The organism is Burkholderia sp. BCC0398, assembly GCF_902833245.1.
GTDB lineage: Bacteria > Pseudomonadota > Gammaproteobacteria > Burkholderiales > Burkholderiaceae > Burkholderia > Burkholderia sola.
Window position 1 is genome coordinate 164,669 of the sequence record NZ_CADFEM010000004.1, and the last position, 17,868, is coordinate 182,536.

A 17,868-nucleotide genomic window follows, 5' to 3' on the forward strand; every position below is an offset into this window, starting at 1 on the left:
CCTCCAATGGAGTGATGTCGTTGTCGTGTTCGAGGTGACGCGGTGGTCACGACCGGAACGTGCGGCCGGCCGCGTGCAGCGCGGCAAGACGCGGCGACACGCGATAGCGGTCCTCGCCGTAGCTCGCCGCCAGGTTCGACAGCACGCGATGCACGCGGCCGATGCCGATCGCATCGGCCCATGCGAGCGGGCCGCACGGGTAGTTCACGCCCTTCTCCATCGCGAGATCGAGATCGGCCGGCGAGCACACGCCCTGGTTCACCGTGTCGGCCGCCTCGTTCGCGAGCATCGCGACGGTGCGCATCGCGACCATCCCCGGCACGTCCGCGATGCCGACGACGCGAAAGCCCGCGTGCTGGAACAGGCCGACCGCGTCCGCATACGCGGCGTCGCTGCACTGGAGCGCGCGCGTCAGCGCGACGAGCCCCGCCTGCGCGTAATCGCGCGCCAGGTCGACGAGCACGAGATCCGCCACGCCCGTCCGGGCGGCGCGCGCGGTCGCCGTACGGCCGTCGGTCAACGCGATCGACGCGCGGCCGGCCACGGCGAGCAGCGCGTCGGCATGCGCGTCGTGGCGCCGCGCGGTCGCGATGCGTTCGACGAAGCGCGCATGCAGCGCGGTGGCCGGGCCGTCCTGCGCGAACAGCGCGACGTCGGCCGGCGCGTCACGTGCAGGTTCGAGGTCGGGCGCGGGCGGCGTCGCGCCGTCCGCATACGAGTAGAAGCCGCGCCCGGACTTGCGCCCGAGAAAGCCCGCGTTCACGAGCTCCTGCTGGATCAGCGACGGCGTGTAGCGCGGATCGTTGAAGTACGCGCGGAACACCGACTCGGTCACCGCGAAGTTCACGTCGTGACCGATCAGGTCCATCAGCTCGAACGGCCCCATCCGGAAGCCGCCCGCTTCGCGCATCACCGCGTCGATCGTGGCCGGCGCGCCGCCCTGTTCGTTCAGCACGCGCAGCGCCTCCGCGTAATACGGCCGCGCGACGCGGTTCACGATGAAGCCCGGCGTCGATTTCGCCATCACCGGTTGCTTGCCCCACGCGGCGGCGGTCGCATGCAGCATCCGCGCGACCTCGGGCGCGGTCGCGAGCCCGCAGACCACCTCGACGAGCGCCATCAGCGGCGCCGGGTTGAAGAAATGCAGGCCGGCGACGCGTTGCGGCACGCGCAGCCCGGCCGCGATCGACGTGATCGAGATCGACGACGTGTTGGTCGCCAGCACGCAGGCGTCGTCGACATGACGCTCGAGCGTCGCGAAGATTTCGCGCTTCACGTCGAGCCGTTCGGCCGCCGCCTCGACGATCAGCGCGGCGCCCGCGAAATCGGCCAGCGCGCGCACCGCGCGAATTCGGTTGCCGGCCGCGTCGGCCTGCGCCGGTTCGAGCCGGCCCTTCTCCGCGAGCCGCGCGAACTGCGCGCGGATGCCCGCCAGCGCCTTGTCGCAGGCCGCTTCGTTCAGGTCGTACAGCAGCACCGGATGGCCGGCCGCGGCCGCGACCTGCGCAATGCCCGCCCCCATCGCGCCGGCGCCGATCACGCCGACGACGGCCGACGGCGCCAGCGCGCCCGAGTTCACCGAATGTGCAGAGGAAACAGCCATCGCTTGCGATCCGTCATGAAGTGGAAGTGCGAGCGATTATAAACCGACCGGTCGGTAGATTTATGTCAGGGCGAGCCCGAATGTGTCGTGCAAGACACCGTTACGGAAGCTGCAACGACAAAAAATCGACAGGCCGGGGCACTTTTTGTAAACCGAAAGGTCAATGTAATGATTCGAATATGAGATAGTGCCCCCCGATCGCCTGATAAAATTCGACAAATCGCCGGATTCCAGGGGGAAACGCGTGTCGCGACATCACCGCCGTCCGTCGCTCCCTTTCGGGGTCGAATCGCGGCTCCGGCCCGCGCGTCGCCACGTGTTGTTCGTCGCACTGTCAGCGGGCAACCGCATCGAATCGTTTCATCCCGCGACGGGCTTCGGCCCGCCCGCGCCGTCGCCGCCTCGCGGCAGCGAACCCAGGGCGGCACCGCTGCGTGCCGCCACCCATCGGTTTCATCGTCCTCGTTCGGCGGATAGTACGGCCGGGCTTCGTCAACCCGTGACGGCGCGTCGCGCGCCGCCACTCGCATAAGGAATCCCTCATGCCGCTCTCGTCCAACCAGCTCCCGCGCTGGACCCTCTGGGCCCCGCTTGCCGCGTGGCTGGTACTCGCGCTGTCGCGCGTCGTGCCAGCCGAAGGCTTCGTCATCGCCGTGTTCGCCGCCGCGCTGGCCGGCGCCGTGTTCGCCGCCGTCCATCATGCGGAAGTCGTCGCGCACCGCGTCGGCGAACCGTTCGGCACGCTGGTGCTCGCGGTCGCCGTGACCGTCATCGAGGTCGCGCTGATCGTGTCGGTGATGCTCGGCGCCGGCCCGGAAAAATCGGGCCTCGCCCGCGACACCGTGTACGCCGCCGTGATGATCATCTGTAACGGCATCGTCGGCATCTGCCTGCTGGTCGGCGCATGGAAGCACGGCGAACAGGACTTCCAGGGGCGCGGCGCGAGCAAGGCGCTCGCGGTGCTCGCGTCGCTGTCGGTGCTGTCGCTCGTGATGCCGAACTACCTGAGCGCCGCACCCGGCCCGTTCTTCTCGAAATCGCAGCTCGCGTTCGCCGGCGTCGCGTCGCTCGTGCTGTACGGCGCGTTCGTGTTCGTGCAGACCGTGCGCCACCGCGACTACTTCCTCGCCGCGCACGACAGCGCGGACGAAGCGGTGCATGCCGCCGCACCGAGCAACCGCACCGCGATCATCAGCATGGTGCTGCTGTTCGCGAGCCTCGTCGCGGTCGTGCTGCTCGCGAAGCTGCTGTCGCCGGCCGTCGAGCATGCGGTGCTGAAGCTCGGCGCGCCCGAAGCCGCGGTCGGTATCGTGATCGCAGCGCTCGTGCTGCTGCCGGAAGGGCTCGCGGCCGTCACCGCCGCGCGTGCGAACCGCCTGCAGACCAGCATGAACCTCGCGCTCGGTTCGGCCCTCGCGAGCATCGGGCTCACGATCCCGACCGTCGCCGCCGTATTCATCTGGGTCGGCCAGCCGCTCACGCTCGGGATCGGCGCGATGGAAACGGTCCTGCTGGCGCTCACGCTGCTGGTCAGCACGCTCACGCTGAGCCAGGGACGCACGACGGTGCTGCACGGCGTCGTGCACGTCGCGCTGTTCGCCGCTTATCTGTTCCTGTCGTTCACGCACTGACGTCCCGATGCGCGCGGCCCGGCGAATCCTCTCCGCCGGGCCGCGTGCACGTCTTCCCGTCCCTTCCGCCCTCCTTCGCTTCACGCCGCCGTCACCGGGTCGCAATCGCACAATGCGTCCGGATCGACAGCGCGTTACGTCGCGTCATCGCGCCGCGTATCGGCGTGGAATCCGTAGAGCGCAGCCGCGTTGTCCACCAGGATTGCGCGAGCCGTCGCGTCGTCGGCCGCGCAATCGCGCAGCCAGCCGAGCAGGCGCGCATCGTCGGGCACCGGCGATGCGTTCGGGTGCGGCCAGTTGCTGCCCCACACGCAGCGCACTGAATGGCCGCGCGCGAGCACGGCGGCAAGACGCGCGACGTCGTCGTAGCCCGGCGCGCCGGATCGCGACGTCTCGTACGGCGCGGACAGCTTCACCCATGCGTGGCCGCGATCGAGCAGGCGGCGCAGTGCGAGGAAGGACGGCGCATCCGGTGCGACGGGCGTCAGGAATTTGCCCGTGTGATCGATCACCACGCGCGCCGGCAGCCGCGATAGCGCGTGTTCGATATCGCACAGCGTGCGACCGTCGAACTGCAGATCGATATGCCAGTCGAGCGGCGCGATCCGTGCGGCCATCCGCTCCAGATCGCCCCATTGCGCGGTGCCGCCCGCCAGCATCATGAACCGCACGCCGCGCATGCCGGCGGCATGCAGACGTTCCAGCTCGGCGTCCGGCACGTCGACCGGCAACGTCGCGACGCCACGCGAGCGCGAACCGAACGCGGCCAATGCGTCGAGCGTGCAGCGGTTGTCGAAGCCATAGCCGGTCGGCTGCACGACGACCACACGCGTGAGGCCGAGCGCCCCCTGCATGCGCCGATATGCATCGACCGGCGCATGGGGCGGCCGAAACGTCGCCGTCGGCGCGAGCGGATACGCATCGTCGTAGATATGAATATGGCAATCGCACGCATCCGGGAACCGCATGCCGTCTGCCCCGTCGCGCGTCATTGCAGCCCCTGGCCGACGGATGCGCTCGACCTGCGCCAGCGCGCGAGCCGCGTCGCCTGCATGGCGTTGACCGCGCCGTTCGGCACCCGTCCATCGAGCAGCGCGGCAAGCTGGTCGACCGTCTCCAGCGCCTGGTGTTCGATCGCCGGCAGCGTCAGTCCGCCGATGTGCGGGGTCGCGATGACGCGCGGATGCGCGGCAAGCGCGGGAGGCGGCATCTGGTCCGCCGCGCGGCCGACGTCCAGCGCGCAGCCGGCGAGCCGGCCGCCGTCGAGCGCGTCCGCAAGCGCCTGCTCGTCGACGAGTTCGCCGCGCGACGCATTGATGAAATACGCGCCCGGCTTCATCGCGGCGAATGCCGCCGCATCGATCAGGTTCGCGGTGGCCGGCGTGGCCGGCGCAAGGCAGACGACGTAATCCGCGTCGCGCAGCAACGTTGCGAAATCGACCTGTTCAAGCGGCGGCGAGTCGATCCGCACGTAAGGATCGCTGACGAGCACACGCATCCCGAGCGCCGTCGCGATCGGTGCGAGATGACGCGCGATCTGCCCGTAGCCGATCAGGCCAAGCGTGCTGCCGCGCAGTTCGCGCCCCATCCTCGGCACCGGCGGTGCACCACGATGGTAGGCATCCGCGTAACCGCCGATTCCGCGCGCGAGGTCGATCATCGCGCCGACGACCCACTCGGCGACGGCCGGCCCGAAGCCGGGGCTCGCCTGCGTGACCAGCACGCCGAACGCGCTCGCCGCGGCGACGTCGATCGTGCGGATGTCGACCGCGCAACGCAGGAACGCGGCGAGTGCGGGCAGCCCCGCGAACAGTCCGCGAGGCGCGGGGGTCTGCCGGTACGCGATGATCGCGTCGCATCCCTGCGCGGCGGCAATCAGTTCGTCCGGACCGAGTTCTCGATCGTGCGGGTTGCAGGTGACGTCCGCGAGCGCGCCCAGCGCGCGCAACGCCTTGGCGCCGAAGTAGTGGTCGATCATCCCGGTCGGATGCGTGACGTAGACGCGCGTCATGCTTGACCTCCGCTCGTACCGGCCGCATCCGGCGGCGGCGGCGCGACCGATGCGCGCTCGACGAGCGTCACGTCCGCGAACACGCATTGCCCCGGTGCGGACGGCGCGTCGCCCTCCTGCCGCATCACGCGCCGCACCATCTCGCCGGCCATTTCGGTGACCGGCAGTTGCACCGTGGTCAGCGCCGGCCACGAGATCGCCGACAGGAAATGACCGTCCATCCCGATGACGGACACGTCGTCCGGCACCCGCAGCCCGCCGTCGCGCAGCCCGGCCATCAGACCGAGCGCGAACAGGTCGTTGACCGCGACGATACCGGTCGGCCGCGCCGGATCGGCCGCGAGCTCGGCGCCGAGCGCACGCCCGACATCGACGATCACCGAGTCGCCGTATTCGTTCGCGGGGCCGCCGTCGAGCACGCGGGCCTGCATGGCGCCGCCCGCCTCGCTTGCCGCGGCGAAAAACCCGCGGATCTTGTCGCTGCGGCTCACGGTGATGCCGGCCACGGTCGCGAACGCGAGCCGCGTATGACCCGCGTCGACGAGGCGGCGCGTCGCGAGCCGCGCGGCCGCCTCGTTGTCGGCCGTCACGTGATCGACCTTCGATTGCTCGCCGGGCGTCGCGCGACGGTCGTAGCTGACGACCGTCATCCCGCGTTCGGCCGCGCGCTCGAGGTGGCTTTCGTCGGCGAGCGACGAGATCACGATCACGCGCCGCACGCCATGCGCGTAGAGATCGTCGAAGAACGACGCCTCCTTGCGCGCATCGCGGTACGTGTTGCCGATCAGCACGCGATGACCATACCGTTCCTGCGCGCAGGCCTCGACTTCGCGTGCGATGTAGCCGTACATCGGGTTCGCCATCGACGGCACCAGCAGCCCGACGAGCGGCGTCTGCCCCGTCTTGAGCTGGCGCGCGAGCGTGCTCGGCCGGTACTGCAGCGCATCCATCGCCGCCTTCACGCGCTCGAGCGTTGCCGGCTTCATCTGGTCGGTGCGTCCGTTGAGCACGTTCGAAACCGTGCTGACCGAAACGGCCGCATGACGGGCCACGTCCTGAATCGTACTCATGTCGTCTTGCATGGAACGGGCTACAGGCCGAAATGGGCCGGCAGCCACAACGAAAACGCCGGAGCGAAGATCAGCGCCACGAGGGCGGCGAACAGCACCAGCAGGTATTTCACCATCGGCCGGGCCACGCGGCCGACCTCGGTGCCCGTGATCGCGCACGTCGTGAACAGCCCGAGCCCGACCGGCGGCGCGAACAGCCCGAACCCCATCGCCACCACCACGACCGTGCCGAAATGCAGCGGATGGATGCCGAGCTGCAGCGCGATCGGCGCGAGCAGCGGCCCGAAGATGATCAGCGCGGGCGCGCCTTCGAGCACGGCGCCGAACACGATCATCAGCAGCGCCGACAGCAGCAGGAACATCGTCGCGCCGTACTGATGGGCAAACGCCGTCATTGTGCCCGAGACGAGGGCCGGAATCTGCTCGATCGACAGCGCGAACGACACGCTCGACGCCGCCGCGACGATGAACAGGATGCCGCTCGCCATCGACGCGGCGCGCACGAATACGCGGCCGACCGAGCGCCACGTCAGTTCGCGGAACGCGAGCCAGCCCACGACGAGCGCATAGACCACCGCGAACGCGGACACTTCGGTCGACGTCGCGATCCCCGACGTCACGCCCTTGCCGATCATCGCAACCATGACCAGCGCGACGAGCGCGCCGCCCGCGAGCGGCAGCCACGCGCGACGCTCGCCGAATACCTCGGCCACGTCGATCTTGCGTCCGGTAATCACCGTCACGACCGCGAGCGACGCGGCGAGCACGGCCGCCGGCACGATCCCCGCGACGAACAGCCCGGCGATCGAGATGTTCGCGACGAAGCCCATGATGATCATGTTCACGCACGGCGGAATCGTCTCGGCCATCACCGCGCTGCATGCGAGCAGCGCGGCGGTTTCGTTCGGGTCCTGCCGCGCGCGGCGCACGGCCGGCATCACGACGCCGCCCACCGCCGCGATATCGGCCAGCTTCGAGCCCGACACGCCGGAAAAGCAGGCCGTCGCGAAGATCACGATCAGGCCGAGCCCGCCCCGCACGCGTCCGAACATCCGCAGCAGCAATTCGACGAGCCGCGCCGACATCCCGTTGGACTCCATCAGCAGCCCCGCCAGCACGAAGAACGGCACCGCGAGCAGCACGAAGTGATCGGCCCCCGCCATCACCTGTTGCGAGTAGACGAGCAGCGGCAGCGTCGGATCCGCGAGGAAATACAGCAGCGCCGAAAACGCCAGCACGAATCCGATCGGCACGCCGAGCACCAGCCCGCCGACGAAGCCCGCGACGAGCAGCGTGCCGGGCGCGACCGCATGCGCGGGCCACAGCGCGTTCCAGCCGTAGATGGCGGCCGCGAGCGCCGCACAGCACGCGAACGTGCCGATCACCCGGCGGCGCGGCGCGTTCAGCGCATTGGCGAGCGCGAATACCGTCATGAACAGCGCGCCGAACATCATCGGATACCCGTTGATCCAGCCCGGCAAGCCGCCCGTCGTCATCTGGTCGTACGAATCCGCGAGCAACTGGCTCGACGACACCAGCAGGTTCAGCGCAACGGCCGCCACGATCCAGTGGCCGGCCTGGGTCAACGCGCCCTGCCAGCGTGCGGGCAGCAGGCCGCGAAACACGTCGATGCCGACATGCTGGCTGCGCCCGAGCACCGTCGCCGCGCCGAAGAACACCAGCACGATCATCAGCGCGCTCGCCACTTCTTCGGCCCAGTCGACCGGGTCGTGCAGGAAATAGCGGAACACGACCGACACGAACACGACGAGCACGTCGACGGCGAGCACCGCGGCCGACAGGATCTCGATCCAGCGCAGCACCGCATCCAGCACGCGGGCGGCGCGATGCGCCGGGCGGCCTGCGGCGGGCGCCGGCGCGGCGCCCGAGACGGAATGCATGTCCATCGCTCAACCCCGCGCGGCGGCGATCGCCGGAAAGAGCGGCGCAGTGGCCGGATACTGCTTCGCGAACGCCACATACAGGCGGTCTTGCATCGTCTGCCGCAGCGCCGCGTGCTCGCCCTCGGCCAGCGGGTGAAACGCCATGCCGCGCTGCTTCAGCGCCTGCTCCGCCTGCGCGGCCTTCTGCGCGGCAATCGCGCGCTGCTGCACGGTCGCATCGGCCACCGCGCGGTCGAACGCCGGCCGCAGGTTGGCCGGAATCCGGTCGAGCGCACGTCGCCCCATCACGACGGTCATCGCCGCGAATACGTGGTGCGATTGCCAGCACGACTTCACGATCTCGTCGAAACGGCTCGCGAGCACCGTGGCGGGATCGTGTTCGAGGCCGTCGACGACGCCCGTCTGCACAGCCATGTACAGCTCGCCGAACGGGATCGGCGTCGGCACCGCGCCCATCGCCTTGAAGGTATCCATGAACGCGGGCGTCGGCAGCACGCGCAGCTTCGTCCCCTTCAGCCCGGGCAGCGCCGTCACCGGCTGCTTCGTGAATACGCAGCGTCCGCCGAAATGCGAGCCCCAGGTCAGCACCGAGCAACCCGCGCGCTTTTGCAGCAGCGCGTTCAGGCTCGTGCCGACCGGGCCGTCGAGCGCCTTCGCGACGTGCGCGTAGCTGTCGAACAGGTAGCCGAGATCGAGCATCCCGAGCTCCGGTGCGATCGTGGCCCAGATCGACGAACCCGCGATCATCATGTCGATCGCGCCGATCTTGACCTGCTGCACGACGTCGCTTTCCTTGCCGAGCTGGCTGTTCGGAAAGTAGTCGACCCGAATCGCATCGCCGACGCTCGCCTTCAGGTTCGCGGCGAGACGCTGGTACCACACGTAGTGCGCGGCGTTCTGGTCGGCCGGCATCGACGACGAGCAGCGCAGCGTGACCGCCGGCTGCTGCGCGCGCACGGTCTCCGGCAAGCTGCCCGCGGCCGCGAGCGTGGCGGCGGACACCGTCTGCAGAAAGCGCCGCCGGGTATAGGTACTCATGAGCCGTCTCCTTTGCGAGTGCGTCTCGCGACGCAACTGTATCGATTTAGTGTATCGATACAGTAATACGACGACCGATGAGAGAAAAATGAGGGTTTCCCCTGTCCGGGGTGAAATGATGGGTGGTATGCGGGTGGGTTCCGGCGCAATTTTGGATGAAAGATCGCCGTTTCTCGTGCGTTTCAGACGTCGCCGAAATAATTCGAACCTACGGACCGAATCATCAGACGACAGACTTTTGAGGGCGGAAGGACGCCCCGCTCATGCGAGCAAGCGCCGCTAAACGCCCGCGTCGTCCGGGCAGCCGGTCAGAAACCGCTCGACCATCGCGTTGAACAACGGTAGCGCCGGATTGTCGTTGTCCGTGCGCCATGCGAGATACAACTCGGCCGCCACGTTCGCGCCCGCCAGCGGCCGGAACACCACGCCGTCCACATGAAGCTCGCGCGCCGACGCCGGCACCAGCGCCGCGCCGAGCCCCGCGCGCACGAGGCCGAGGATCGTATGCGTCTGGCCGACGTAGTGCAGGTAGTTCGGCAACCGCCCGGCGCCTGCGAACATCCCCGAGATCATGTCGTGGAAATACTTGCCCTCGTTCGGCGAATACGCGATGAACGGCTGTCGGTCGAGCTCGTCGGGGCCGAGCTGCGCGTAGGCCGCGAGCGGCGCGCCTTCCGCGACCGCGACGAGCATCGGTTCGCGCTGCACGAGCCGGTATTCGAGCGGCTGGCGCGCGGCGCGCTGGCGGACGAAACCCGCGTCGAGCATCCGCGACGCGAGCGCGTCGATCTGCACGGTCGACACCATCTCGCGCAATTCGACGTCGACGTCCGGCAACGCATGCGCGGCATGCGCGAGCAGCACCGGGATCATCCGGTACGCACTGACGGCCGTGAAACCGAGCGTGATGCGCCCGGCCCCGCCGTGCGCGACGCGCTGCGCGGCCTGCTCGGCGCGCGCGGAGAATTCGAGGATGTGCCGCGCGTCGCGCAGGAAGCGCTCGCCGGCCGCGGTCAGGCTGACCTGCCGGCTGCTGCGCTCGAGCAGCGCGATGCCGAGCGCATGCTCGAGCAACTGGATTTGCCGACTGAGCGGCGGCTGGGTCATGAAGAGCCGCCTGGCCGCCCGGCCGAAATGCAGTTCCTCGGCAACCGCGACGAAGCAGCGAAGCTGGTGCAGTTCAATCATTCAAATCTTGAATCAATCGATAGTCTTTTGATGTTAGACCGATATCGATGCGATTTCTATACTCGGTTCCACCTGATGCGCGGCCTACGTCGCGCACGACGACCGAGACTTTCATGACCATCGACATCCTGCTGACGCAGCCGCTCCCCGACACCATCGACGCCGAACTGTCCGCCCGTTACACCGTGCATCGACTGTATGCGGCCGAGCAACCGGACGCGCTGCTCGATCGCGTGGCGTCGCGCATTCGCGGCGTCGTGACCGGCGGCGCGAACGGCCTGTCCGCCGCACTGATGGACCGGCTCGCCGCGCTCGAGATCGTCGCGATCAGCGGCATCGGCACCGACGCGGTCGATCTCGACCGCGCGCGGGCGCGCGGCATCCACGTGACGACCACCCCGGACGTGCTGACCGACGACGTCGCCGACATGGCGCTCGGGCTGATCCTGATGACGCTGCGCGACCTCGGCGCCGGCGAGCGGATCGTGCGCACCGGCCGCTGGGGCAAGACGGCCCAGCCGCTCGCGACGCAGGTCACGGGCAAGCGGCTCGGCATCGTCGGGCTCGGTCGCGTCGGGCGCGCGATCGCACAGCGCGCGCAGGCGTTCCGGATGCCCGTCAGTTACTTCGGCCCGCGCGAGCATCGCGACAGCGGCTATCGCTTCGTGCCCGACCTCGCGGCGCTCGCGCGCGACAGCGACGTGCTCGTGATCGCGGCGTCAGCCGATCACGGCAACGTGATCGTGACGGCCGACGTGCTCGCCGCGCTCGGCCCCAAAGGATTCCTGATCAATGTCGCACGCGGCAAGCTGGTCGACGAGGCCGCGCTCGTGCGCGCGTTGGCCGACGGCACGATCGCCGGCGCCGGGCTGGACGTATTCGCGAACGAACCGCACGTGCCGGCCCCGCTGCTCGAACTCGATCGCGTGGTCGTGCAGCCGCACCGCGCGAGCGCCACGCACGAAACGCGCGAGGCAATGGGCCGCATCGTGCTCGCGAACCTCGCCGCGTGCTTCGCGGGCCAGCGCCCGCCGACCAGCGTCACGCGCTGAGCGCGGCACGCCCCTTCCCGTTACAACACCGATGCCTTCGCACGACGAAGGCCAGGAGACACGCATGTCCAATCGATCCAGCGGCGCTGCGCTCGCCGCATCGTCCGCCGCGTCGCGCACGATCGGCCGCGTCCGTTATGCGGTCCTCGCGCTGATTTTCGCGGTCACCGTCATCAATTATGCGGACCGCGCGACGATGTCGATCGCCGGCACCGGCGTCGCGCACGACCTCGGACTCACGCCCGTCCAGCTCGGCATCGTCTTTTCGGCGTTCGCGTGGGCCTATGCGATCGGCCAGATTCCGGGCGGCTGGCTGCTCGATCGCTTCGGCGCGCGGCGCGTGTACGGCCTGAGCCTGTTGCTGTGGTCGATATTCACGATGCTGCAGGGCACGGTCGGCGGGTTCGCCGTGCAGGGCGCGGCCGCGACGCTCGCGCTGTTCGTGATGCGCTTCATGCTCGGCCTGGTCGAATCGCCGGCGTTCCCGGCCAATTCGCGGATCGTCGCCTGCTGGTTCCCGACGGCCGAGCGCGGCACCGCGTCCGCGCTGTTCAATTCCGCGCAATACATGGCCGTCGTGCTGTTCACGCCGGCGATGGCGTGGCTCACGCATGCGCTCGGCTGGGAACACGTATTCCTGTGGATGGGGCTGCTCGGCATCGCGCTCGCCGCACTGTGGTTCGCGTGGTATCGCGAACCGCACGGCCACCCGCGCATGACCGACGCGGAGCGCGACTACCTGCGCGCCCACGGCGCGCTCGTCGATCTCGAGGCGAACCGCGTGCGCGAGCGGCCGCGCGCGTCGTGGCGCGACGTGTCGCAACTGTTCCGCCACCGGAACCTGTGGGCGATCTACATCGGCCAGTACTGCATCACGGCCCTCACCTACTTCTTCATCACGTGGTTCCCGATCTATCTGATCAAGGGACGCGGGATGACGATCATGGAAGCCGGCTGGGTCGCCGCGCTGCCGGCGATCTGCGGGTTCACGGGCGGCGTGCTCGGCGGCCTGCTGTCGGACTGGCTGATCCGGCGCGGCATGCATCCGTCACGGGCGCGCAAGACGCCGTTCGTCGCGGGGATGGCGATGGCGACGCTGCTCGTGCTCGCGAACGGCGCATCGTCGAACGCGGTCGTGATCGCGCTGATGACGATCGCGTTCTTCGGCAAGGGACTCGCGGCGGTCGGCTGGGCCGTGCTCGCCGACACGGCGCCGGAAGGCATGGTCGGGCTGAGCGGCGGTGTCTTCAATGGTCTCGGCAACATCGCCGGGATCGTCACGCCGCTCGTGATCGGCTACTTCGTCGCGAGCACGGGTTCGTTCGCCGGCGCGTTGTGGTTCGTCGCCGCGCACGGGCTGATCGGCATTGCCGCGTACACGTGGCTCGCGGGCCGCTTCGAGCGGATCCGCATCGCGCCGGCCGCATGAACGTCGCGGCCGTGCGACGGCGCACCGTTACGCGCGCTGACGGCCGGCTGGCGCGTGCTCGGTCGTCAGCCGGTCGAGTTCGCGCAGATCGTTCTCCAGCGCGGGCGTGAGCGTCGTGCGCAGGTGATCGAGGAAGGTGCGGATCTTCGCATCGAGATAACGGCGCGTCGCATAGACGGCATAGACGCTCACCGTCTGCAGCCGGTATTCGGGCAGCACGCGGATCAGGCGCCCTTCGCGGATATCGTCGAGCACCGTATACAGCGCCACGCACGCGATCCCGCGTCCGGCACGCACCGCGACGCACAGCGCATCCGGCACGTTGACCTGGAATGGCGCCGGCTGCAGCGCGTAGACGGTCTCCTCGCCGTCGCTGCGTTCGAGCCGCCATTCGCCGGCCGGCGACGCGGGCGTGTCGAGGCGCAGACATACGTGGTTCGGCAGCTCGTCGGGCGTCTGCGGCGTGCCGTGCCGCGCCAGGTATTCGCGCGACGCGACCAGCACGCTGCAGCTCGTGCCGCAGGTCTGCGCGACATAGCCGGAATCGGGCAACTGCGACGCGGTCACGATCGACACGTCATAGCCCTCCTCGACCAGATTCGGCATCCGCTGCGCGAGCGTCAGCTCGACCGACACGTCGGGGTTGTCCGCCTGGTAGCGCACGATCGACGACACGACATGACTCTGCCCGAGCCCCGTCATCGCATGGATGCGCATCTTGCCGCTCGGCCGCAGCAGCGCGTTGCGCGCCTCCGCGTTCGCGTAGTCGAGTTCCGCGAGGATCGATTTCGCGCGCTCGAAATAGCGTTCGCCGCTTTCGGTCAGGCCGAGGTGGCGGGTCGTGCGATGCAGCAGGCGCGTCTGTACGTGGGCTTCGAGGTTCGAGACCGCGCGCGACACCTGCGCGGTGGTCGCGTCGATTTCCTTCGCGACCGCAGTAAAACTGCCGGCTTCGACAACGCGCACGAACAGGCGCATGTTTTCGAGCATGTCCATTGAATTGGCTTGGGGAGAGTCGGTGGGGAGGCGTCGGCGGCGCTCGCGTCAGAGGGGCAACGGAACGCGGCCGCGAACCGCGTCGAATCGATCACCGTGCCGGGGAGAAGGCGGGAGAGCGGGCATCGAGGACAGGGTTCTGGCATGACGGGGGAATTGACTGCGCCGAATTGTACGCCGCTGCAGACAAATTTGCGCGGTGATGCGCGCGCAAGCTCTCATGCGATGAAAGGATTTTGCAAGACTTGTACGTCGTGCGCGTGCAACGGCGTGATGCGGCGCGGCAATTTGTATCACAACACGATATAATTCGACGCTTGTCACCGCGCCCCGGCGCCGTCCTTTTACCGCTCACCATCCATGTCGTCAGGCTCCTCCCCGTCGCGCCGCACGTTGCGGCAATGGCTGCACAGTTTCATTCCCCATCCGATGACCCTCGGCTGGCGCGAGCGCCTGCGCGCGTGCGCCGGCGCGCTCGTGGGCATTGCGACGGTCGGCGTCACGATGCGGCTGCTGCCCGGCGTGCCGGGCCTCGTGCCGCTGCTCGTCGCGCCGATGGGTGCGTCGGCCGTGCTGCTGTTCGCGGTGCCGGCGAGCCCGCTCGCGCAGCCTTGGTCGATCGTCGGCGGCAATCTCGTCGCGGCGACCGTCGGCGTCGCGTGCGCGCAATGGATCGCCGATCCGATCACGGCCGCCGCGGTCGCCATTGCCTGCGCGATCGGCGGCATGTTCGCGCTGCGCTGCGTGCACCCGCCGTCGGGCGCCGTCGCGCTCACCGCGGTGGTCGGCGGCCCGGCGATTCATTCGCTCGGCTTCGGCTTCGTGCTGCAGCCGATCGCGCTGCAATCGGCGATCCTGCTGTCGGCCGCGCTCCTCTACCACGCGCTGACCGGGCACCGCTACCCGCACGGCGGCGTGCGCCCCGAAGCGAAACCGCAGGCGGGCGCCGCACCGGCGCGCGGCGGCTTCACGCGCGACGACCTCGATGCGGTACTGAAGCGCCGCAGCGAATGGCTCGACGTCGATCCGGACGATCTCGAAACGCTGCTGCGCGAAACGGAAATGCAGGCTTATACGCGCACGTTCGGCCAGTTGAAGTGCGCCGACCTGATGACGAAGCATGCGATCGAGGTCGCGCCGTCGACGTCGGTCATGGCCGCGCTCACGCTGCTCGACCGCCACCGCGTGAAGGCGCTGCCCGTGGTCGACGGCGAAGGCTGCCTCATCGGCATCGTCACGCGCGCCGACCTCACGCGCCAGTTGCGCCATCCGGCCCCGCTGTGGCAGCGCCTGTCCGCGCGGCTGCCGCAATCGTTCGGCGGCCAGCCCGCGAGCGTCGCGTCGGTAATGACGCGCGACGTCGCGTCGGTGCCGGAAACGATGCCGATCACCGCGCTCGTGCCGCTGTTCACGCATTCGGGCCACCACCATATTCCGGTCGTCGATGCATCGCGCCGGCTCGTCGGCATCATTACGCAGACGGATCTCGTCACGGGCCTTTATCAGCAGACCCAAATGCTCGAAGCCGCGTAGCGCGCACCACATGTAGCCGCCGGCGGAACGCGGAATGCAGCCAATCAGGCCGATTTCGTCCATTTATATCATATTGTGATATATTAATCGTCACCGTAACCGACTGCCCGAATGACCTCGATGACCGATACCCGACGCGCACTGACGAAAAGCGATTTCCAGCAACTGTCCGAGTTCCGCTACCAGATGCGCCGCTTCGAGCGCTTCTCCGAACGCGCCGCGCAAAGCGAAGGCGTGACGCCGCTGCAATACCTGCTGCTGCTGCACATCAAGGGTTATCCGCATCGCGAATGGGCGACCATCGGCGAACTCGCGGAACGCCTGCAGGCGCAGCACCACGGCGTCGTCGCGCTGGTGACGCGCTGCGAAGCACTCGGGCTCGTGAAGCGCAAGCCGAGCGAAGCCGACCGCCGCCAGGTCGAAGTCCACCTCGAGCCGGCCGGCGAAACGCTGCTTGCCCGTCTCGCGGCCATGCATCGTGCCGAGCTGAAGTCGCTCAAGGGCACGTTCCTGGTTCCCCAGATCGATTACTGACCCTTGCCACTCCGATGAACGCACCACACAAACGCGATTTCTCGACCAACGAACGCCTGCCCAGGATCGCGTTGCTCGCCGCCGGGATCGGCCTGCTCAGCACGCTCGCCGCATTCGTGCTGTTGAGCCTGATCCGCCTGTTCACGAACCTGTTCTTCTTCCAGCAACTGTCGTTCGCCGACCATTCGCCCGCGAACAACACGCTCGGCGCCTGGGTGATCGCGGTCCCGGTGATCGGCGGGCTGATCGTCGGCTTGATGGCGCGTTTCGGTTCGGAGAAGATCCGCGGCCACGGCATTCCCGAAGCGATCGAGGCGATCCTGTTCGGCAAGAGCCGGATGTCGCCGAAGGTCGCGATCCTCAAGCCGCTGTCGTCCGGCGTCGTGATCGGCAGCGGCGGCCCGTTCGGCGCCGAAGGCCCGATCATCATGACGGGCGGCGCGCTCGGCTCGCTGATCGCGCAATGCGTGCACGTGACCGCCGCCGAGCGCAAGACGCTGCTCGTCGCCGGTGCGGCCGCCGGCATGACGGCCGTGTTCGGCACGCCGGTGGCCGCCGTGCTGCTCGCGGTCGAACTGCTGCTGTTCGAATGGCGTCCGCGCAGTTTCCTGCCGGTCGCGCTCGCATGCGCGGTGGCCGGCTTCGCACGCGCGGTGTTCTTCGGCGTCGATCCGCTGTTTCCGCTGACGACGGCCGCGCCGACGCCCGTCGCGCTGCTGTCGTGCATCGTCGCGGGCCTGCTGTCGGGCATGCTCGCGTGCGGCCTGTCGGCGGCGCTCTATCGCGTCGAAGACGCATTCGCGAAGCTGCCCGTGCACTGGATGTGGTGGCCGGCGCTCGGCGCGATCGTGATCGGCGTCGGCGGCTGGCTCGAGCCGCGCGCGCTCGGCGTCGGCTACGACGTGATCGGCGACCTGCTGCACCAGCACATCGCGCTGAAGATCGCGCTCGCGCTGCTGATCGTGAAGGCCGTGATGTGGGTGATCGCGCTCGGCTCGGGCACGTCGGGCGGTGTGCTTGCCCCGCTGCTGATGCTCGGCGCCGGTCTCGGCACCGTGCTGTCGCCGGTGTTGCCGGGCGGCGATCCGGCGTTGTGGCCGCTCGTGTGCATGGCCGCGACGCTCGGCGCGACGCTCGGCGCCCCGCTCACCGCGATCGTGTTCGCGTTCGGCCTCACGCACGACGCCAACGCGCTGCTGCCGCTGCTTGCGGCGACGCTCGTCGCGCACGGCTTCGCGACCATCGTGATGAAGCGCTCGATCATGACGGAGAAAATCGCACGTCGCGGCTATCACATCTATCGCGAATACGGCGTCGATCCGCTCGAACGGCATGACATCGGCGAAGTGATGACGTCGGCCGATCGGCTCGTCGCGATCGACGGCGCAACGACGCTCGATACCGTCGAAGCGCAATACTTCGGCGCGAAGCAGACGCACCGCGCGTATCCGGTCGTGCAGCACGGGCGACTGCTCGGCCTCGTCGATCGCGCGATGCTCGATGCGCAGCGCGCGCAAGCCGGCGCCGACACGCCGATCTCGGACGCGTTCGCCAACCGCGCACCGGCCGTCGCGCTGGCGCACGAAACGTGCCGCGTCGTCGCGTCTCGCCTCGCGATGCTCGGCCTCGAACGCCTGCCGGTGGTCGCCGACGAACAATCGCTGCGCGTCACGGGCATCGTGTCGCGCAGCGACCTGATCAAGCCGGCGCTCCAGCACTTCGACGACGAACAGAAGCGCGAGCGCTTCCGTCCGGTCGTTCCGGTCAACCTGCGCGACGTCGGCTCGCGCAAGGCCAGCTGACACAAACCGCATGCGGGGCGTTCGCCCGGCCGCGCATCGCTTCCCCGCCGCCTTCCGGCGTTTAAAGTTGGTTAACA

At 68.8% G+C, this 17,868-nt stretch carries 14 protein-coding genes; 6 read left to right on the forward strand and 8 right to left on the reverse strand.

What is annotated here, in order from left to right:
• Positions 1 to 46 precede the first annotated feature (46 nt).
• Positions 47 to 1,603, reverse strand: a complete 1,557-nt coding sequence (locus HWX76_RS10035) for a 3-hydroxyacyl-CoA dehydrogenase (protein WP_176015762.1) — start codon at positions 1,601 to 1,603, stop codon at positions 47 to 49.
• Between the two features lie 542 nt (positions 1,604 to 2,145).
• On the opposite strand from HWX76_RS10035, the gene HWX76_RS10040 reads away from it, so the two are divergent.
• Positions 2,146 to 3,234 carry an ionic transporter y4hA gene (locus HWX76_RS10040; RefSeq protein ID WP_124554931.1) on the forward strand — a complete coding sequence of 363 codons (1,089 nt, stop codon included), beginning with the start codon at positions 2,146 to 2,148 and terminating at the stop codon, positions 3,232 to 3,234.
• Positions 3,235 to 3,368: 134 nt separating this feature from the next.
• Here the strand turns inward: HWX76_RS10040 and HWX76_RS10045 are convergent, their stop codons facing one another.
• The 6 genes from HWX76_RS10045 to HWX76_RS10070 form a co-directional block, all read right to left on the reverse strand.
• Complete coding sequence (locus tag HWX76_RS10045; RefSeq protein ID WP_176015763.1) at positions 3,369 to 4,226, reverse strand: amidohydrolase family protein; 858 nt, start codon at positions 4,224 to 4,226, stop codon at positions 3,369 to 3,371.
• Positions 4,223 to 5,245, reverse strand: a complete 1,023-nt coding sequence (locus tag HWX76_RS10050; RefSeq protein WP_176015764.1) for a hydroxyacid dehydrogenase — start codon at positions 5,243 to 5,245, stop codon at positions 4,223 to 4,225. Before HWX76_RS10050 ends, HWX76_RS10045 begins: the two co-directional genes overlap by 4 nt.
• Positions 5,242 to 6,327 (reverse strand): LacI family DNA-binding transcriptional regulator, encoded by a 1,086-nt coding sequence (locus HWX76_RS10055; protein ID WP_050012770.1) that lies wholly within the window; start codon positions 6,325 to 6,327, stop codon positions 5,242 to 5,244. Before HWX76_RS10055 ends, HWX76_RS10050 begins: the two co-directional genes overlap by 4 nt.
• Before the next feature lie 8 nt (positions 6,328 to 6,335).
• Positions 6,336 to 8,222, reverse strand: coding sequence for a TRAP transporter large permease subunit (locus HWX76_RS10060; RefSeq protein WP_080334199.1), 1,887 nt, complete (start codon positions 8,220 to 8,222; stop codon positions 6,336 to 6,338).
• 3 nt (positions 8,223 to 8,225) lie between these two features.
• On the reverse strand, positions 8,226 to 9,257 hold the full coding sequence (locus tag HWX76_RS10065; RefSeq protein WP_050012771.1) for a TRAP transporter substrate-binding protein: 1,032 nt from the start codon (positions 9,255 to 9,257) through the stop codon (positions 8,226 to 8,228).
• A 279-nt stretch (positions 9,258 to 9,536) separates the two neighbouring features.
• Entirely contained in the window at positions 9,537 to 10,445 is a 909-nt protein-coding gene (locus tag HWX76_RS10070; RefSeq protein WP_050012772.1) for a LysR substrate-binding domain-containing protein, read from the reverse strand.
• 113 nt (positions 10,446 to 10,558) lie between these two features.
• Between HWX76_RS10070 and HWX76_RS10075 the strand changes: the two genes are divergently transcribed.
• Both HWX76_RS10075 and HWX76_RS10080 read left to right on the forward strand, forming a co-directional pair.
• Positions 10,559 to 11,497 (forward strand): 2-hydroxyacid dehydrogenase, encoded by a 939-nt coding sequence (locus HWX76_RS10075; protein WP_124554933.1) that lies wholly within the window; start codon positions 10,559 to 10,561, stop codon positions 11,495 to 11,497.
• A 64-nt stretch (positions 11,498 to 11,561) separates the two neighbouring features.
• Positions 11,562 to 12,926: an MFS transporter gene (locus HWX76_RS10080; RefSeq protein WP_050012774.1), complete on the forward strand. Its 1,365-nt coding sequence runs from the start codon at positions 11,562 to 11,564 to the stop codon at positions 12,924 to 12,926.
• A 27-nt stretch (positions 12,927 to 12,953) separates the two neighbouring features.
• Here the strand turns inward: HWX76_RS10080 and HWX76_RS10085 are convergent, their stop codons facing one another.
• Positions 12,954 to 13,922, reverse strand: a complete 969-nt coding sequence (locus tag HWX76_RS10085; protein WP_050012775.1) for a LysR family transcriptional regulator — start codon at positions 13,920 to 13,922, stop codon at positions 12,954 to 12,956.
• A 360-nt stretch (positions 13,923 to 14,282) separates the two neighbouring features.
• Between HWX76_RS10085 and HWX76_RS10090 the strand changes: the two genes are divergently transcribed.
• The 3 genes from HWX76_RS10090 (at position 14,283) to HWX76_RS10100 (ending at position 17,791) form a co-directional block, all read left to right on the forward strand.
• Complete coding sequence (locus HWX76_RS10090) at positions 14,283 to 15,455, forward strand: HPP family protein (RefSeq protein WP_176015765.1); 1,173 nt, start codon at positions 14,283 to 14,285, stop codon at positions 15,453 to 15,455.
• Positions 15,456 to 15,575: 120 nt separating this feature from the next.
• On the forward strand, positions 15,576 to 15,989 hold the full coding sequence (locus HWX76_RS10095; RefSeq protein ID WP_050012872.1) for a helix-turn-helix domain-containing protein: 414 nt from the start codon (positions 15,576 to 15,578) through the stop codon (positions 15,987 to 15,989).
• Positions 15,990 to 16,003: 14 nt separating this feature from the next.
• Positions 16,004 to 17,791 (forward strand): chloride channel protein, encoded by a 1,788-nt coding sequence (locus HWX76_RS10100; protein ID WP_124554935.1) that lies wholly within the window; start codon positions 16,004 to 16,006, stop codon positions 17,789 to 17,791.
• Positions 17,792 to 17,868: the final 77 nt, after the last annotated feature.

Coding starts and splice junctions, on each gene's coding strand:
- HWX76_RS10035 (WP_176015762.1), bottom strand. CDS start 1,603: ATGGCTGTTTCCTCTGCACATTCGGTGAACTCGGGCGCGCTGGCGCCG.
- HWX76_RS10040 (WP_124554931.1), top strand. CDS start 2,146: ATGCCGCTCTCGTCCAACCAGCTCCCGCGCTGGACCCTCTGGGCCCCG.
- HWX76_RS10045 (WP_176015763.1), bottom strand. CDS start 4,226: ATGACGCGCGACGGGGCAGACGGCATGCGGTTCCCGGATGCGTGCGAT.
- HWX76_RS10050 (WP_176015764.1), bottom strand. CDS start 5,245: ATGACGCGCGTCTACGTCACGCATCCGACCGGGATGATCGACCACTAC.
- HWX76_RS10055 (WP_050012770.1), bottom strand. CDS start 6,327: ATGCAAGACGACATGAGTACGATTCAGGACGTGGCCCGTCATGCGGCC.
- HWX76_RS10060 (WP_080334199.1), bottom strand. CDS start 8,222: ATGGACATGCATTCCGTCTCGGGCGCCGCGCCGGCGCCCGCCGCAGGC.
- HWX76_RS10065 (WP_050012771.1), bottom strand. CDS start 9,257: ATGAGTACCTATACCCGGCGGCGCTTTCTGCAGACGGTGTCCGCCGCC.
- HWX76_RS10070 (WP_050012772.1), bottom strand. CDS start 10,445: ATGATTGAACTGCACCAGCTTCGCTGCTTCGTCGCGGTTGCCGAGGAA.
- HWX76_RS10075 (WP_124554933.1), top strand. CDS start 10,559: ATGACCATCGACATCCTGCTGACGCAGCCGCTCCCCGACACCATCGAC.
- HWX76_RS10080 (WP_050012774.1), top strand. CDS start 11,562: ATGTCCAATCGATCCAGCGGCGCTGCGCTCGCCGCATCGTCCGCCGCG.
- HWX76_RS10085 (WP_050012775.1), bottom strand. CDS start 13,922: ATGGACATGCTCGAAAACATGCGCCTGTTCGTGCGCGTTGTCGAAGCC.
- HWX76_RS10090 (WP_176015765.1), top strand. CDS start 14,283: ATGTCGTCAGGCTCCTCCCCGTCGCGCCGCACGTTGCGGCAATGGCTG.
- HWX76_RS10095 (WP_050012872.1), top strand. CDS start 15,576: ATGACCGATACCCGACGCGCACTGACGAAAAGCGATTTCCAGCAACTG.
- HWX76_RS10100 (WP_124554935.1), top strand. CDS start 16,004: ATGAACGCACCACACAAACGCGATTTCTCGACCAACGAACGCCTGCCC.